Raw genomic sequence first — 15,688 nt, 5'->3', positions numbered from 1 at the left:
GAATAAGGCATGACTATCGAATCCACCAAGAGCCGTAAGTAGTACCTGCTTGCAAGTGAATCTCGGGGTAATAAGTCCCGATTTAAACATCTCTTGGAACGTCATCTGGATTGCATCTGCGTTTAATCAAGAACGGCTTGGGTTACGGCCATAAAACTGAAAGAAAAGGCACGCGCCTGCAGCGATGCGGCGCGCAAGTCGCGATGTTCGAATTCGGTTGAAAGCAAATCCATTTCGAACAATGCAATCCAAGCTGAGGAGTCAACGTGTTAGACATTACCCGCTCCTATCTCCCCAGCCTGACGAAGTACCTCAGCTATGTCGAAGGCATCTACGCGCGAGGTCATTTGACCAATAACGGCCCGCTCGTGCGTGAGCTTACGGAGCGCCTTGAGGCCTACCTTGGCATACGCAATCTGGTGTTGGTCTGCAGCGGCAGCGCTGCGCTCGATCTTGCCTATCACGCCCTGGATGTATCTGGCAGCGTAGTGACGACCCCATTTAGCTTTGTAGCCAGCAGCAGCGTTCCGGCATGGCATGGCATCGAACCGATTTTCGCGGATATCGATCCACAAAGCTGGAACTTGGATCCTGGCGAAATCGAATCAGCCATTCGGCCAGATACGACGGCGATCGCTCCGGTGCATGTCTACGGAAACCCTGCAGATGACGCGCGCATTGGCGAGATTGCCCGACGGCATGGGCTGAAAGTGATTTATGACGCCGCACACTGTTTTGGTGTGCGCAAAGGCGGGCAGAGCATTCTCGATTGGGGTGATGCCTCGGCAATCAGCTTCCATGCGACGAAGGTGTTCCACACGATCGAAGGTGGCGCGGTGGTGTTCCGCGACGACGATGCCTGCGAGCGCGCTCGCCGCATGATCAATTTCGGCATGGATGCGCATACTGGCGCCATCGTCGATGTAGGTACAAATCTGAAACTGAGTGAAATGCACGCCGCCATGGGCCTGGCCATGCTCGACGACATGGATTACGTGATCGAACGACGGCGCAGTCTGACTGATCTTTATCAGCGGAGGCTTGGCGACCACGTGCAGTGCCAGAAGGTCGAACCCGATGTGACTACCTCCGGCAGTTACATGCCACTCGCCTTCGCCGACGCGAGTACATGCGAACACGTCGTAACGTTATTGAACGATCAAGACATCAGGACTCGACGCTATTTTTTCCCGTCGCTGGACGCGAACCTGCCGTATGCCCGGTTCGGCTCGACTCGACACTCACCGCGTATTGCCCAGCGTGTGCTGTGCCTGCCGTTGTATGCCGAGTTGCTGCCCACAGACGTGGAACGGGTCTGCGCGACGATCTTGAATGCCCTGCCGACGAAAACCTACATGGCCTCGCAGAGTGACTTGCTGTCGTGTTCGGTTGCGCAATGAATGCGGGCACCTTCAAGTTACCGCATACGTCGCTGATGGAGACCACGCATTGCCGAGAAGACATCCCGGGCTCACTCCGACTAACCGTCTGCGTCATCACATACAACCAAGCACCCTACATTCGTCAGTGCCTGGACAGCATCCTGAGCCAGGATCTCGATGAGCCATTTGAAGTTCTAGCGGGAGACGATTTTTCTACCGACGGCACCCGGAAGATCATCGAGGAATATGTCGCGCAATATCCCGGTGTCGTGCGTCTGCTTCCTGGCGAACAAAACCGGGGCGCGACAGCAAATTACTTCCTTACACATGCCGAGGCCCGCGGGGAATTCGTCGCCCATATCGATGGCGATGATTACTGGTTGCCAGGAAAGCTGCGTGCTCAGCTAGATGCCATGCAGCGACATCCCGAGTGCGCCATCTGTGCTCATGATTGCCTGGTCTTCGACGAAGCAACCGGCCGTATCGAGGCAAACCATTTCTTCCGCAAGCGGCTAAAGGTAAACCCGCAGAGCGAAGCAGTGCTCGACCTTGCCTTTCTTGCAGCACACCTTCCGTTTTTTGCTCACTCGACAAAGATGTATCGCCGCTCGGCCGCCGAGGGGCTGATCTACGAAGGGCGCGAAATGATCGATTGCCACTGGCACCTGTACCACGCGGGCCGAGGATCGATCGTCTACATCAACAAAGTTCTGGGCGCGTATCGCCGGGGCGTCGGCGTAAGCCATGCCTCGCTAAGTGTGCAGGTGCCAAGCCAATACCTGCGCGATATGTTCGAGGACTCCGTTGTCTATGGCGTTGCGCTGGGCATTCCACAGGCAGCATTGAACAGATCCGCCGCGAGAACCTATGGTCGCTGGGCGGTAAAGTTCGCGCTTGCCGGGCAGATGGAAGAGTTTGCGCAATACGCCAAAAAGTCGCGCGCATCGGGAAGGATCGCCGCCTATCTCTGGATCATGGAGATACTGGCTCCGTTTCCCTCCATGTCTCGCCGACTCGCAAGGTTGGGCGTCTGGGGGCTGCGCTTCTGGAATGAGCGCGATGAGATCTGAGCCATTGGGCTGCGCCATTGTAGGACTGGGGCCGGCAGGCGCAGGCTTCTTGTTCAATGCCTTCAAGAGCGGCAAGTGCGAACGTCTTGCCGCGCATGGCCTGCTCATCCTGGATGGCGCAAACAGCGTTGGCGACGGGCGGCTCGGCGAGTATCAAGTGAGCGCCAACTCGGTCAACGACGTCTTCCTGAATTGTCTTGTAGACCCTGCGTTTGGCAATATCTTCATGCCATTGCAGCACCTGCCCGCTTATCAGCGGATGCGCGCAAACCCGCAGAGTGTCTCCATGCTCCCGGAAGTGGCGACGGTGCTCGGCGCCGCTACCGAGCTGCTCGTTGCGCACATCGAACGGACTTACGGCGTGTTCGTGCGGCGGGCAAGCCGGGTCGAATCCGTCATCCGGCGGGGAGAGCATTTTGATTTGCGCGTTTGTGCACCGGACGGCTCACGCTACGAGGTACGCACGGCTTCAGTTGTCATGAACATCGGAGGCACTCAGACGCCGCGTCTGTTGCGGGATGCGCTGAGAGAGATGAGCCTTGTTGCGCCTGAAGAGGACGAGCGGATGCTCACATCTGACCATGTTCTCAGCGAGCCGGCAGCCGCGCTACGCGCGCATTTCAGTCAATTGATGCGAGGTAGTCGATCGCTGGTGGTGGTGGGCGGTTCGCACAGTGCATTCTCGGTACTGGAGCGTCTGGCGGTTGAGCTGGAAGCCGTTGGGCTGAAAGAAATCGTGCTGCTGCATCGCTCACCGATCAAACTGTTTTTTGAAACCCGCGAGGCAGCACAGCAGGCGGGATATGTCTTTGACGAAGAGCACGATGTCTGCCCCGTGTCGGGACGCATCAATCGATCAGGGGGATTACGCTATCGTGCTTTCGAGATAGGCGGCGGTGTGCTGACCGATGGGATGGTGCCTGGTACGCGCGTAAAGGTGCGCACGTTGCCGGTCGGCGGCGGCGATGCTGTCGCCAATGCAGATGCCCAGGGTTGCCTGAGTGCCTGTGCCGGCGTTATTCAGTGCACCGGCTATCAGCCCTGCCTGCCCGAACTGCTTCGCGACGACGGAGAGCCTGTCGCCCTGCGAGAAATCCAGGGAGGTCTTGATTCAGATGCAGCCGGCTGCCCATGTGATACCGATGGCCGCCGTATCGAGGGACTGCATCTGTTTGGGCTCGGCAGCGGCTTGGCCGTGGACCCGAAGATCGGCAGTGAGGCCTCGTTCCACGGACGCATCTACGGCATCTGGCAGTTCCATCACGACGCCAGTCGGCCGGCCCTGGAGCGCGTGCTGACCAAGGCGGCATGGCATGAGCAACTCGCCCATTCGCAGACTCTTCATCGTTACCGCCTGGGTCGGGGAAGGCGCTAGCACGTCGGCAGCATCGCTGCCTTTCACAATGCGGTCTCCAGATGCTGCGTTCGAGCCGCTACTCTGCTTACTCTCTCAACGAGATGAAGTTGAAACAGTGTTGTTATTTATCCGTGGCATCACGGCCGAACGGGAACTGGAAGACGCGGTGGATTTGACCGACGATTTGACGGCGCCCGGACTACCATCGCCCCACATGGTGGCCGAGACACCCTTCACGTAGATCGGATCCTTGGAAAGATTGACGGTGATCACGCCGTTGTTGGTCTGTACGGTCTGACCATTGCCCATCCAGTCGTAGACGACGACGGAGCTGGCGCCCGTGTTCACGCTGACGTTGTTGCGCGGACCGTAATAGTCCCAGAGCGCCAGCGTGGTATCGGTATCGTCGGTGTTCGCATAGGCATAGCCGATCGCGGTGCTGCCCAAGCCGGTGACCGGCTGCACGCCATGATGGCCTTCGAGCAGGTAGGTCATTGCCGAATATGCAGCGGCGGAAGGCTTTGGACCTACCTTTGCCGGGTGATACCAGCCGTTGGCTGGATCGAGGTTGTAGTAGAGACCGTAGTAGCCCTGCTCGGAGGGTGTTACATAGTCGGAGCCGTAAAACGAGACACCCAATTTGAAGCCCTCACCCATGAGGATCAGGTTCTCGCGGATAAGACCCTGTGCCTGACCAAGCTCCATCGATACGCAGGGTAATTCGGAGTCCGGGCATTTGGTGTTGCCGCCGAACTCGGTGGAGTACATCGGAATGTCGTGACCGATGCGATTGCTGATCTGCTGCTTGGCGATCTGAATCGACTGAGCCAGCGTGTAGTAGGGGCCCGGCGGAGTTTGCGGATCCGGGTCGCTCACGGAATGACCTTGCGCGGTTTCGGATGGCCACACGGTATAGGTATGCATGGCCAGGCCATCCATGTACTGGAGCAGGCTCGCATTGAAGAAACGGGTCAATTCGAACATGCGTTGGGCGTTATTCATCGCCGACGCGCTGGGGCCGGCCACGATGGCATGCGGATCGACGGCATGAATCAGCGGGTACGCGATCTGATAGATGCGCGTGATCTGGTCGTATGTGCCCTTGTAGCGTGGCTCCCAGGTAATCTGATAAATGCGCTCGTCGTAGGTCGTATCCGGATGGAAGTCGACGAAGGCCTGCGCGGCCTCTTGGGCAAACGTGGCCCACCAAGTCACGCCCGCCGGATTGCCCTCGGTCAGTGCCGCCGTCATGAAACTCGCCGTGCTCAGGATCACCGGCAGCGGAGTGGTCTGCCAGTCTTTCGCCTGCGCATCCGGGATCGGGTACATGAACAAGGTAGGGATCTCATACAACTGCCAGAGACCGCCTTTCCAGGTGACTTTGTCGGTAGAGCCGGGGAAAGTGGGATCGGCGGTACGACGATTCAGGAACTGCCCCGGATACTGGTGTTCGCCATAGCGCCAGCCGTAGTCCCAACTGGCCAATATCCAACGCACGCCCAGATTGGGTGCCAGATAGGTGATGGTATCCGGCATCTGCAGGCCGAAAAAGGTTTGGCTGGCCGGATACTGCACTCGCAAGGTGGGATCGGGCAGCACCACATAGGTCAGGTAACCACCAGGCCGCGAACGCAAGGCTGCGAGGGTCAGATTGGTGCGCATCAGATGGATGCCGGCACGGTAGAAGCCGAGCTTGCTGCTGGGCACGGGGATGCACTGGTGCCAGTAGAGCGCACTGGGGACGACAGGGACATACTGATCGGTGACGATCACCCCATCCGCATCTTTGATCACCATGTGCAAGGTGTCGTTGGCGGACATGCCTTGAACGGTTACACACACGTTTGCCAGCTGACCAATGGTGTAGGTGCCATTCTTCGGATGATCGGTATCGGCATAAAAATGGATATGCGATACATCCAACTGTTGTGTGCTGCTGGTCTGTGCAGCAGTTGTCTTGGCATTGGCCATATTGTCGACGGCGTCACCGGCCTCCGGCGCCACTGACAAACCCGCAGGCATCGGTGCATGGTCGTCACCGGGGGCATGCATTTCCAGCCGGTCCTTGGGCGCCCCCGAATCGTCGGCTGCAGCAGCTGCTGCAGCCTGGGACTGGACCTGCGCTTGAGGAGCTGCTACCTGAGGCGAAGCAATCGCATTGCCGGTAACAGCGCATATCAGGCATATCAGGGGAGGAAGTGACCGCCTCGCCAGCGGGAGCAAGCGCATGTCATCGAATCGGGATATCGCTCTGCTGAATCTGGCCATCTGCCATACCTCTCCGTTTCTGCAGTTCATTTGCAGTGGTGAGCCGCATCGCGACGTCCAGCTTGACGCTAGTACGATGCGCTAGCTGATTCTCGTGACTCGGTGCCGGTTTTCGACATCAGCACTGTCGTCTCGAGACAAAGTCGATCTGCCGACGCTCAGTAGGCTGGCTTGGTATGCCAGTCCCAAGCGCTAGCGAGGATGTCGTCCAGACGACTGAACTCCGGCTGCCAGCCAAGCAGTTCGCGCGCGCGCTGTCCTGACGCCACCAGCGTCGGCGGGTCTCCTGGTCGGCGCGCGACCATGTCATAGCTGACCTCTTGTCCGGTGACACGCTCGGCTGCCGCAATGACTTCGCGCACGCTGAAACCTTCGCCATTACCCAGGTTGAAGATATGTGCGCCTTCATGATCAAGCATGAATTCGACCGCCTTGAGATGTGCCGAGGCCAGATCGTTGACGTGTACATAGTCACGCACACAAGTGCCGTCCCGCGTCGCGTAGTCGCTGCCAAAAACCTTCAACTCAGGTCCCTGACCAAGCAGCGAACGCAATACGTTCGGGATCAGATGCGTCTCCGGGGAATGTGCTTCGCCGATCTCTCCGGAGGGATCCGCGCCAGCCGCATTGAAATAGCGCAGCGCCACTGAGCGCAGCCCATAAGCGTTCGCTGCATCGCCCAGGATCTTTTCGACCATCAGCTTGCTTTGCCCGTAAGGATTGATCGGAGTCGTCGGATGCTCTTCGGTAATCAACAGGGTTTGCGGATTGCCGAATACCGCGGCCGTCGACGAAAACACCAGACGGTCGACGCCGGCCGTCCGCATCGCTTCCAGCAGAACAAGCGTGCGGGCAACATTATTGGTGTAGTAGAGATAGGGTTTGCTGACCGATTCTCCGACCAGCGAAAGAGCACAAAAGTGCATCACAGCATCGAAGCGATGCTGTGCAAACAACTGGCCAAGTGCGGTGCCATCGCCTATATCACCGATGACCAGTCCATCTGCCGGTACCGACTCGCGATGCCCTGTGGACAGATCATCGTAAACCACGACTTCATGCCCCTGCCTCAACAGGTAGCGCACCATATGCGAACCGATGTAGCCCGCACCGCCGCAGACAAGAAATTTCAAGCGATATCCTCAAGCCAGATTCAAGATAATTGACGATTAACTGCGAGTGCGTATCGGCACCTCGGCGACCGCTTCTGAACCGGTAGAAAAGCTTGCTGCGGGCGCAACGCGCACCCAGCAGAACGGCAGAAGTAGTAGATCGCACCCTTCAGCCATATCACCTCAGGAACATTGATCAGACCAAAATACTTTGGCACATTACCAATTTCTGGAAACGACAACGGTCAACTTGACGCACTTATCTCTTCTTTTTCCGCAGCTGTTTTCTCTGCCCCCTTCTCGCTGTGCACGAAGCCTTTGAAGATGGTGAGGAAGATGATCTTCAAGTCGAACCTTAGTGACCAGTGGTTGATGTAATAAAGGTCGTATTCGATTCGCTTGACCAGATCGGTATCGCCACGCCAGCCGTTGATCTGGGCCCAACCGGTGATACCCGCCTTCACCAGATGCTTGTGCATATAGCCCGGGATTTCCTGCTTGAACTTTTCCACGAATACCGTGCGTTCGGGACGCGGGCCGACGATCGACATGTCACCCTTGAGCACGTTGATGAACTGCGGTAACTCATCCAAGCTGGTCTGGCGAATGAAGCGACCGAAACGAGTGGTGGTCTTGCTTCCCGCGCCACCCCATTGCACCTTGCCTCGCTCCAAGTTCACCGGCATGGAGCGGAATTTCAGCATTTCAAATTCCTCACCATCCAGGCCGATGCGGCGCTGGCGGTAGAGAATCGGCCCGGGGCTGGAAAACCTGACACCGCAAGCGACCACCACGAGTACCGGGCTGATCAATAGCAGGATCATCGCGGCGATCAGCCGATCCTCGAAAGCCTTCCATATCCACGCGTAGCCCGACAGCGGACTGGCGCGCAAGGTCATGACCGGGGTGCCGGCGAAATCGTCAATGCGGTGATTGATCAATTCGGAACCCAACGTGTCAGGTACGAACTTCACTGTGATGACGCGATCTTCGGCACAGTCCAGCATATGGCTGATGGCTTTGGCGGCCTTGTTGACTGGAAGAGCGATCAGCACCTGACTCCATGCTTCCGAATCAAACACGGCATCGATGTTGTCTAGGGTACCGACCTGCTTCAGATCGATTGGACCGGCCTGATCATAGGGAGTGGATACGTAACCGGTGATATTCATCCCCAGGCCGGGGTCGTTGCGTGAATGCTCAAGAATGCGCAGGCCGGCGTCAGTGGCGCCAATCAGCAAACAATTGCTAAGGCCCACGCCGCGTCGGGACATGTTGCGCAAAATGGCCAGGGCAACTACGCGAGTCAGTACCAGCAAAGTCATGCCAATGGTAAAGAATAGAGTGACCCAGGCACGCGAATAGCTCTCGTCGATCTTGAGCATAAAGCCGAGGGCAATAACCAAACCGAAAATCGCAATCCATGATGCTGCGACGCAACAAAAATGCGTCACCGGCCTTTCCTCCAGCGGTTGCTCATAGAGTTTTAGCGCGCCGAAAACGGCGAAGGCAGCGATCACGACCATCGCCTGTGCCCCGATGTAAGCATTGCCCATGCTCAGCGTGTGAAAACGCATCGCATAAGCGATACGGGCTGCGACAACAATGCACAGCAAGTCGGCTATGCGCAGACCCATGTCGAGCAAGGCCTTGAAATTTGAGTAATTTGATTTAGATGGATGCATGGTCCGTACCTTCCTTTGGAATCGACTCGCGTCGATTTCCTATGGATCCCAGAAGGTACGTGCCCCCTGTGGGCACGACGATCCATCGTTTAAATGGATCGACTCATCCAACACGCTTTCCTGACCTCAGCAATTATTTGCTCAGGCTTGGGATGGCGATAGTGAAAATAACTCAAATTTTGCGGCTTGGAAATTCATGTTGCGATGCCACAAAATTTATCCTACGCCGCAGCGAATTCGAGGGCAATCGGAATGTTTCGTACTTAGCTAATCAAATTTTCAATCGGTGATGAGGGTCACACGTTTGCATCTTTTTGCTTAACCCACAGGGAATACAGCCATCGTCCAACGAGCTGTTGAAAATTTCATTCAGGCATCACGCTCCTGGATCAAACCTGCGCCAAGGCGCAACGCAACACAGCGCCAGTCATACGGTCCGTTTTCCTTTTACGTTTGCGAATTTGCCGACTCGTGACGTCACTATTTTCTCGTATCGCAAGTCCGTTGCTGGCAACGCTCGCACGTACTGACTAGAGGCATCATGTACTCGAAAAACTTCTGCGTGATCGCTTGGCGGAGCCGCACAGATATCTGCTTCTGCATAGCGTGAGCAGTGCACTCGAGCTTACCTTGGATGACATTAACCATCATCGCAACTAGCTTTCCGGATGATCGTCCGGAAGGCGTTTCGCTACTGACAAAGTCAAGATCACGCACGGCTGTTGAGCGTCGAAACTGGCTACTGGCGCAAGTATTCGAATCATCCAAACATCAGAATCACCTAGTGTCAGGCGCATTCACCCAAGCAACAGGGTCTGGCGTTCATGATTATGGCTCGCAGTCTTGCGGCCCACCGCCCTGGAGGTATGCATTTAGTAATCAAACATGCGTTGAACTTGGTCTACCGGGTGTTGGCATCGTCGCGACGACCCATACGGCTGATGTAATTTGCAGTATCGCCGAAGCTACTTGATCGATTGTCGCAGCACGACTGCGGGTCGAAGACCTCCGCTGATTGCAAGGGAGTTTTGCGCCCATTTCTTACCATCTTTGCACTGATTTCCAATGCACCGGCCAAACATGGACTTGAAGGCTTTCTTCAGGTTGAACAGCCGGGCGTCGGAATTAAATAATCTCTACAAAGGCCGATCGCACCCATGAAGATTTTTCCGATACTAGGGGCAGTGACTTTCTGCCTCGCGCTGAATGGATGCGTTTTGTATCCGGGCCAGCACATGAACCTGCGCGCTTCTGCCGACAACAGTAATCCTGATGTCGCCCACTTCAAGGTCATACCTATTACCCCCAGGCAGATCGCCGCAGACCAGGCCGCCACGCCAGCACCGAGCATTCCGCCCGCGCTGATTTCCTACCTGCCCGAGCCTTATCGCATCGGCCCGGGGGACTCGCTCTACATCACGGTATGGGATCACCCCGAGCTGACCTCGCCTGCAGGCGCACAGCAGCAGGCCTTGGCCAACGGCCGCCTCGTTCGTCCCGACGGTACCCTGTTCTATCCTTACGCAGGACTGCTGCAAGCCGCCGGCAAGACGGTGGAGGAACTGCGGTCCGAGCTCACACGTCGCCTGGCCAAGTATGTACCGTCGCCGCAGGTGGATCTCACCATCATCAGCTATGGCAGCCAGAAAGTGACTCTGGGAGGCGCCTTCGTGAGTGCTGCACCGCAATTCATCACGGTCACCCCGCTGACCCTCGCACAGGCCATTGGCACGGCGAATGTCAACACCACCCAAGCCGACCTATCCAATGTGGTGCTGAGCCGAGACGGGCACGATTATCATCTGGATATGGACGCGCTGAGCGGCGTGCCGAAGGGCATGCAGGATATCTACCTCAAGGGCGGTGACCACGTTTTCCTATCTTACAACGACAACCACGAAGTCTATGTGGTGGGCGAAGTCGTGCAGCCGCAGGCTTTGCGTTTCAAGACAAGCACGCTGACTCTGACTCAGGCCATTGGGCGCGCGGGAGGCCTCAACCAGAACACCGCCAAGGGCAAGGCTGTGTATGTGATTCGTGGGGTCAAGAATCTGCAGCAGGAACCGTCGGAAATCTATCAACTCGACGCGTCCTCGCCGGACGCTTTTGCCATGGCCTCGCAATTCCCTGTGCGGGCAGGCGACGTGGTGTTCGTCGGCGCCGCCGGTGTCGCACGCTGGAATCGTTTCGTAAGCCAGCTATTGCCGTTCAGCACTCTGCTGAATAACACCTCGAACGCACGCCTCACCAACGAGCAGACCAATCAGCTTTGATTGGCAATGTCTCCCGCGTCAGCCGGCGCGGGAGCATCGCTTGGTCCAGCGCAGCCAAGGACTCAGGTTCTTGGCTGTGTCTAGTCTTCTGTCACAGGCCCCGAAGCGCCATGGACTTAAGTAGCGATGAGCCGTGCGACCCGAGTCCAGCCGAGGATGCGGCCCCTGAACAGCAGTGGCCGAGCGAGTTGCTGGGTCACGAGCCCCGCTGCTGACGCGGCGTTATGGAAAAGCCGGCTGGACAAACTGAACGCTAGAGTGCGCCCGGTTGGCGATCATCCGGGAAAGGCTTTAGGCTCTTTGATGCAGCGCACCATTGCTGGATCCGCCAACCCGGCGTCCTTTTCATCGACGCGGAAATTTGCATGCCTATGTGGCTTTTAATCACCGCTTTTGGCGATTGTTCGGTATTACTTCCGGTTTTCCTGGTCACCGCAGCATGGCTCATCAGTCGTGCTGTCACGCGGCGTAACGGCCTGCTGTGGATCCTGACGGTGTTCATCTGTATCGCCGTGGTGGGTTTGTCCAAGCTGATGTACATGAGCTGGGACATCGGCATACCCGGTCTGGATTTCAGCGGCTTCAGCGGTCATACGGCCCTATCCAGCCTTATCTGGCCGTTGGTCCCGGCGCTGCTGATTCCCGAGCGAAACGTTCTGCTTCGGCGAACCGCTATCGCCTTGGGCGTGCTGCTGGCGGTTGGTGTGGCAGCATCGCGACTCGGCCTCGGTGTGCATTCGATCTCTGAAGTGATCCTCGGTGGAATGCTTGGCTTCGGCTTCACAGCAGGGTTTTTCTTCAAGCTGCGCAATACGACTCCGCGAAACAGCGCACCCGCCTGGCAGATCGGCATCAGCCTGCTACTGCCTTTGCTTTTATGCTACGGACATACCTTTCCCTCGCAGCAGCTGCTCAAGCATATTGCGATCTCCGTCAGCGGCCACGATACCGTCTTCAACAACGCCCCCGGAACACATTATTAGGTCAAGGCCTGCAACCTCTGTTGAGGACCGGATCACTGGTGCACATGGTGTCATTCGCTAGTGAACCGCGCTCTGGTCGGCTAAAAGAGTTTGGTACGCACCTTGGGCAGCAGCACCAGCAGCAACGTCGCGAATGGGCCGAACAGCAATGACAGCACGAACCAAAGCAGTCCGTTGCGATTTTTCCCCTGCGCCAGTGCCGCATTGATCAATGCCAGCGTGCCCCAGCCGACAAACCACGGCGCGCCATTGGCGAAAGTAAGATAGTGGTCCACTGTGGATCTCCCGAACGATTTGTGGCCCGTCGCGTTCTCGCGCCGGAAATAGTCATCCTAACAAGCATTGCATGCTATGCCTGCCCGCGCGACCGCTCGGATCAGCAGCGCTTAATCCCCGCAAGGTATGCTGACCGCTTTGAATTGCGGACGAAAGCCCATGATGCGTGGACTGCAAAGCCTTGCCCTCACCTGTGCGTTGTCGCTTGCCATCGCCCCAGTATTCGCCGACGGCGTCAGTAAACAAGCCGTTGCCGCAGGGCAGCCAAGCGCTGCAGCGCGGTCCCGCGACAAGGCACTGCTGGCATTCCAGCATGATCTGGTCAGCGTGCTAGCGCCGCGTGCCGATGCGCTGCCGTTGCTCGCCGCCGCCATCATCTCCCGGCCATTGACCGACCTGCCCAAGTTCAACAATTTCCACGGATTGATCGATCGCGCGGCACATGCCGAAGGCGCGGCCGATATCGATGCGGCGATCAGCTGGACGCGCCTGGCCGATTGCGACAGCAAGGCCGACGCTTGCCCCAACACGTCGGCGCTGGACCAGCTGACCACGCAGGCGCCGGACAACGCCGCCGTGTGGCTGCTCAAGCTGGGCGAAGACACCCGCAACATGAAGCAGGACGCCGCGCGCGAGGATCTAGCCAAGGCCGCCAACGCCAAGCTCTACGACGACTACGCCGGCACCAGTCTGAAGGCGCTCGCGAGTTCGATCGGCGTACTGCCACCGCCAGCCAATACGTTCGACTCAAGCCACGCCAGTGGCGGCGCCGGGGTACAGGCCGTGCTCGTCTACGGCTTGGCCAGTGCCCAGCCACAGCCGGTTCTGCAAGTGACGGCCAAACTCTGCGATAGCGCCGCCGGCGACGCCGCGATCAAGACTGACTGCCTGAAGCTGGGCAAGGTGCTCGAATGGGGTTCCAGCCCGCTCGGCCGCTCGCTCGGCCTGCATCTGCGCGAAGTGCTGGCGGACGATCCCGCCCAGCAGGAAGACGCCAAGCACGCGCGGCTCAGCCTGATCTGGCAGGTACAGAACTTCGGCCAGTTGCTGGGCCGTGCGCAAAATGACGCAGCCATCGCGCAGCATCTGGTGAACATTGCCCGCCACGGCGGCACCGAAATGAGCGTGCTGTTGACCGCGCTGCGTGACAACAATATCCCGACCGAGGCCCCGGCCGACTGGAAGCCGCAATCGTCAAAGCAGCCACAAGGCTAGAGCGTGCCGTCACTTACCAAGCGGCCCGCGCCGGGAGCCGTTTGCGCGCAGACCTAAGGAAGAGCGAAGAAGTGTACATATCCGTACACACCTGAGCGATGACGCCCGCCTGTGGGCAAACAAACCCGGCCTAGTTGATCGCAGCGCAGCTTTGCGCCGCATCCGCAGCCGTGTAGGCTTGGCCCACCTTCCGCGGCAGGGGTCAGTCGATGCTTACGACGCTGGTGGCAAGCAGCAAAGGTGGTTGCGGCAAAAGCACGCTGGTGACCCAGCTGGCTTCGTACTGGGCGCAAGCGGGTCAGCACACCGCCATCCTAGACGCCGATCGGCAGGGCTCCAGCTTTCGCTGGGCGACCCTGCGGCCTGACAACGTGCCGGGTGTACTGGCGCTGGAGGGCGGCAAAAAATCCCTCCAGAAGGTCCCGCCGGATACCCAGCAACTTTTGATCGATACGCCGGCCGGCGTCGGCGAACGCGAGCTGGAGCCATATATCGAAACGGCTAACGTGCTGCTGGTGCCGGTGCTGCCGTCGTCATTCGACCTGCACGCCACGCTCGGCTTTATTGAAGAGCTGCAGAAGATCAATCGCATCCGCCGCGGCAAGCTGCCGGTCGCGCTGGTCGCCAACCGGCTCAAGCCGTGGACCCACGCCAGCCAGGACGCGGTGGCCCAGCTCGCCGAACAATCCCCTTTCCCGATCGCGGCGCAGCTGCGCGACAGCCAGGCCTACGTGCTTTTGAGCGCACTGGGCAAAGGCATCTTCGATTACCAGTCCGAGCAGGTGCGCAACCATCAGCAGGACTGGAAAGCGCTGCTGCGCTGGATCAAGCGCCATCAATGAAGGATCGATCCCATGAGAGACGAACCAAGCAGGAGCTCCAGGGTCAAATGAGCGCCAGATCACCATAACCTTCGGTTGCCTGCATCCATCTGCCCGCAACCATCCTTGCGAAGCAAGCCCGCGCGCCGACGGCGCGACATCACCTGACGGAGTCAACCATGCACGAACTTATCCTGCTGCGACATGCCGAAGCGGTACCCATAGAAAAGGCCGGTGACGATCAGCAGCGCTCGTTGAGCGCGCGCGGCGAACAGGAGGCCCAGGCCGCCGGACTCTGGCTGGCCGGCCATGGCGCCCATCCCGACCGCGTGCTGTGTTCGCCCAGCCGCCGCACCGACGAAACCGCGCGACTGGCGCTGGCCGCCATCAACAACGCGCCCGTCCCTCAGTTGGCCAACGAAATCTATGACGCCTCCCCGGGTGAACTGCTGGCGCTGCTCGACCAGCACGGCGACGCCGATACGGTAATGCTGGTTGGCCACAACCCCGGCATCGAACGGTTGGTGGCCCTGCTCGTCGAAGGTCGTTCCGATGAGTTTCGCGGCATGCCACCAGGCGCGCTGGCGGTATTGCATCTCAACGGTGCGCTTGAACCAGGCAACGCTCGACTGGACGCCTTCTGGTCGCCGTGAGTCGCCCGTTCGTGCCGTCCCTGATTACTCCATCCCTGATTGCCCCTTTTTTGCTCGTCACGCTGTTGCTCTCCGCACCAGCGGCGAGCTCGATGGACTACCGCATCAACCCGATGCGCTCGGATGCCGAATTCGGTATCCGACTGCTGTGGCTGCAAACCATCAGTGGGCACTTCACTCAGATCGCCGGTGAGGTAAAGCTCGATGACCATGGCCTGGCCACCGTCGATGCGCGCATCACCGCGGACAGCATTGTGATGAACTCTGATCGACTCCGACGCTGGGTGATGGCGCCTGATTTTTTCAATGCCGTGCAGTACCCGACTATCCGTTTTCTGTCCCAGCCGATCACTTTCGCCATGCTTACCAGCGGCGGTGTACTGCAAGGTCAGTTGACCCTGCGTGGGGTTACGCAACCCATGCGTTTTGAACTGCAGCCCGCCCACTGCACACTCTCGACCGAGCAGACCTGCGTTATCGAAGCACGCGGTTCGCTGTCGCGCAGTGCGTTCGGCATGAACACCCATCGAACGGCTCTGTCGGATCAGGTGCAGTTGGGTCTGCTGATCGCACTTGAGCATGCTCCGAACTGA

The 15,688-nt window shown here is 58.4% G+C and carries 13 protein-coding genes; 9 read left to right on the top strand and 4 right to left on the bottom strand.

Annotated features, from left to right (window positions below; genetic code table 11):
- Positions 1-266 precede the first annotated feature (266 nt).
- The 3 genes from HDE80_RS12690 to HDE80_RS12680 are packed head-to-tail and all read left to right on the top strand — an operon-like array spanning position 267 to position 3,827.
- Positions 267-1,400, top strand: a complete 1,134-nt coding sequence (locus HDE80_RS12690; protein WP_184671370.1) for a DegT/DnrJ/EryC1/StrS family aminotransferase — start codon at positions 267-269, stop codon at positions 1,398-1,400.
- Positions 1,397-2,452 (top strand): glycosyltransferase, encoded by a 1,056-nt coding sequence (locus HDE80_RS12685; RefSeq protein ID WP_184671368.1) that lies wholly within the window; start codon positions 1,397-1,399, stop codon positions 2,450-2,452. Before HDE80_RS12690 ends, HDE80_RS12685 begins: the two co-directional genes overlap by 4 nt.
- 49 nt (positions 2,453-2,501) lie before the next feature.
- Positions 2,502-3,827: a hypothetical protein gene (locus HDE80_RS12680; RefSeq protein ID WP_221437549.1), complete on the top strand. Its 1,326-nt coding sequence runs from the start codon at positions 2,502-2,504 to the stop codon at positions 3,825-3,827.
- 75 nt (positions 3,828-3,902) lie between these two features.
- On the opposite strand, the gene HDE80_RS12675 is transcribed toward HDE80_RS12680, so the two are convergent.
- The 3 genes from HDE80_RS12675 to HDE80_RS12665 all read right to left on the bottom strand — a co-directional run bounded on the left by HDE80_RS12675 (position 3,903) and on the right by HDE80_RS12665 (position 8,874).
- Complete coding sequence (locus HDE80_RS12675; RefSeq protein ID WP_184671364.1) at positions 3,903-5,861, bottom strand: hypothetical protein; 1,959 nt, start codon at positions 5,859-5,861, stop codon at positions 3,903-3,905.
- A 374-nt stretch (positions 5,862-6,235) separates the two neighbouring features.
- A complete protein-coding gene (gene galE, locus HDE80_RS12670; protein ID WP_184671362.1) occupies positions 6,236-7,210 on the bottom strand; it encodes a UDP-glucose 4-epimerase GalE in 975 nt (324 codons plus the stop codon).
- 224 nt (positions 7,211-7,434) lie between these two features.
- Positions 7,435-8,874 carry an undecaprenyl-phosphate glucose phosphotransferase gene (locus HDE80_RS12665; RefSeq protein ID WP_184671361.1) on the bottom strand — a complete coding sequence of 480 codons (1,440 nt, stop codon included), beginning with the start codon at positions 8,872-8,874 and terminating at the stop codon, positions 7,435-7,437.
- A gap of 1,235 nt (positions 8,875-10,109) precedes the next feature.
- Between HDE80_RS12665 and HDE80_RS12660 the strand changes: the two genes are divergently transcribed.
- Both HDE80_RS12660 and HDE80_RS12655 read left to right on the top strand, forming a co-directional pair.
- Complete coding sequence (locus tag HDE80_RS12660) at positions 10,110-11,147, top strand: polysaccharide biosynthesis/export family protein (RefSeq protein ID WP_255483724.1); 1,038 nt, start codon at positions 10,110-10,112, stop codon at positions 11,145-11,147.
- Between the two features lie 365 nt (positions 11,148-11,512).
- Positions 11,513-12,130 (top strand): phosphatase PAP2 family protein, encoded by a 618-nt coding sequence (locus HDE80_RS12655; protein WP_184671351.1) that lies wholly within the window; start codon positions 11,513-11,515, stop codon positions 12,128-12,130.
- A gap of 80 nt (positions 12,131-12,210) precedes the next feature.
- Here HDE80_RS12655 and HDE80_RS12650 read toward each other — a convergent pair whose 3' ends face one another.
- Positions 12,211-12,405 carry an antitermination protein NusB gene (locus tag HDE80_RS12650; RefSeq protein ID WP_184599920.1) on the bottom strand — a complete coding sequence of 65 codons (195 nt, stop codon included), beginning with the start codon at positions 12,403-12,405 and terminating at the stop codon, positions 12,211-12,213.
- Positions 12,406-12,565: 160 nt separating this feature from the next.
- On the opposite strand from HDE80_RS12650, the gene HDE80_RS12645 reads away from it, so the two are divergent.
- From HDE80_RS12645 to HDE80_RS12630, 4 genes are all read left to right on the top strand, one after another.
- Positions 12,566-13,621, top strand: a complete 1,056-nt coding sequence (locus tag HDE80_RS12645; RefSeq protein WP_184671343.1) for a hypothetical protein — start codon at positions 12,566-12,568, stop codon at positions 13,619-13,621.
- Positions 13,622-13,830: 209 nt separating this feature from the next.
- Positions 13,831-14,463 carry a ParA family protein gene (locus HDE80_RS12640; protein WP_184671340.1) on the top strand — a complete coding sequence of 211 codons (633 nt, stop codon included), beginning with the start codon at positions 13,831-13,833 and terminating at the stop codon, positions 14,461-14,463.
- Positions 14,464-14,621: 158 nt separating this feature from the next.
- Positions 14,622-15,095: a histidine phosphatase family protein gene (locus HDE80_RS12635; protein WP_184599923.1), complete on the top strand. Its 474-nt coding sequence runs from the start codon at positions 14,622-14,624 to the stop codon at positions 15,093-15,095.
- 11 nt (positions 15,096-15,106) lie between these two features.
- Positions 15,107-15,688 (top strand): YceI family protein, encoded by a 582-nt coding sequence (locus tag HDE80_RS12630; protein ID WP_345776445.1) that lies wholly within the window; start codon positions 15,107-15,109, stop codon positions 15,686-15,688.

Origin of the sequence: Rhodanobacter sp. A1T4, assembly GCF_014207185.1 — a bacterium.
Lineage (GTDB): Bacteria > Pseudomonadota > Gammaproteobacteria > Xanthomonadales > Rhodanobacteraceae > Rhodanobacter.
The sequence above is the reverse complement of the archived record's forward strand: the minus strand, read 5'-3'. Positions and strand labels throughout refer to the sequence as shown.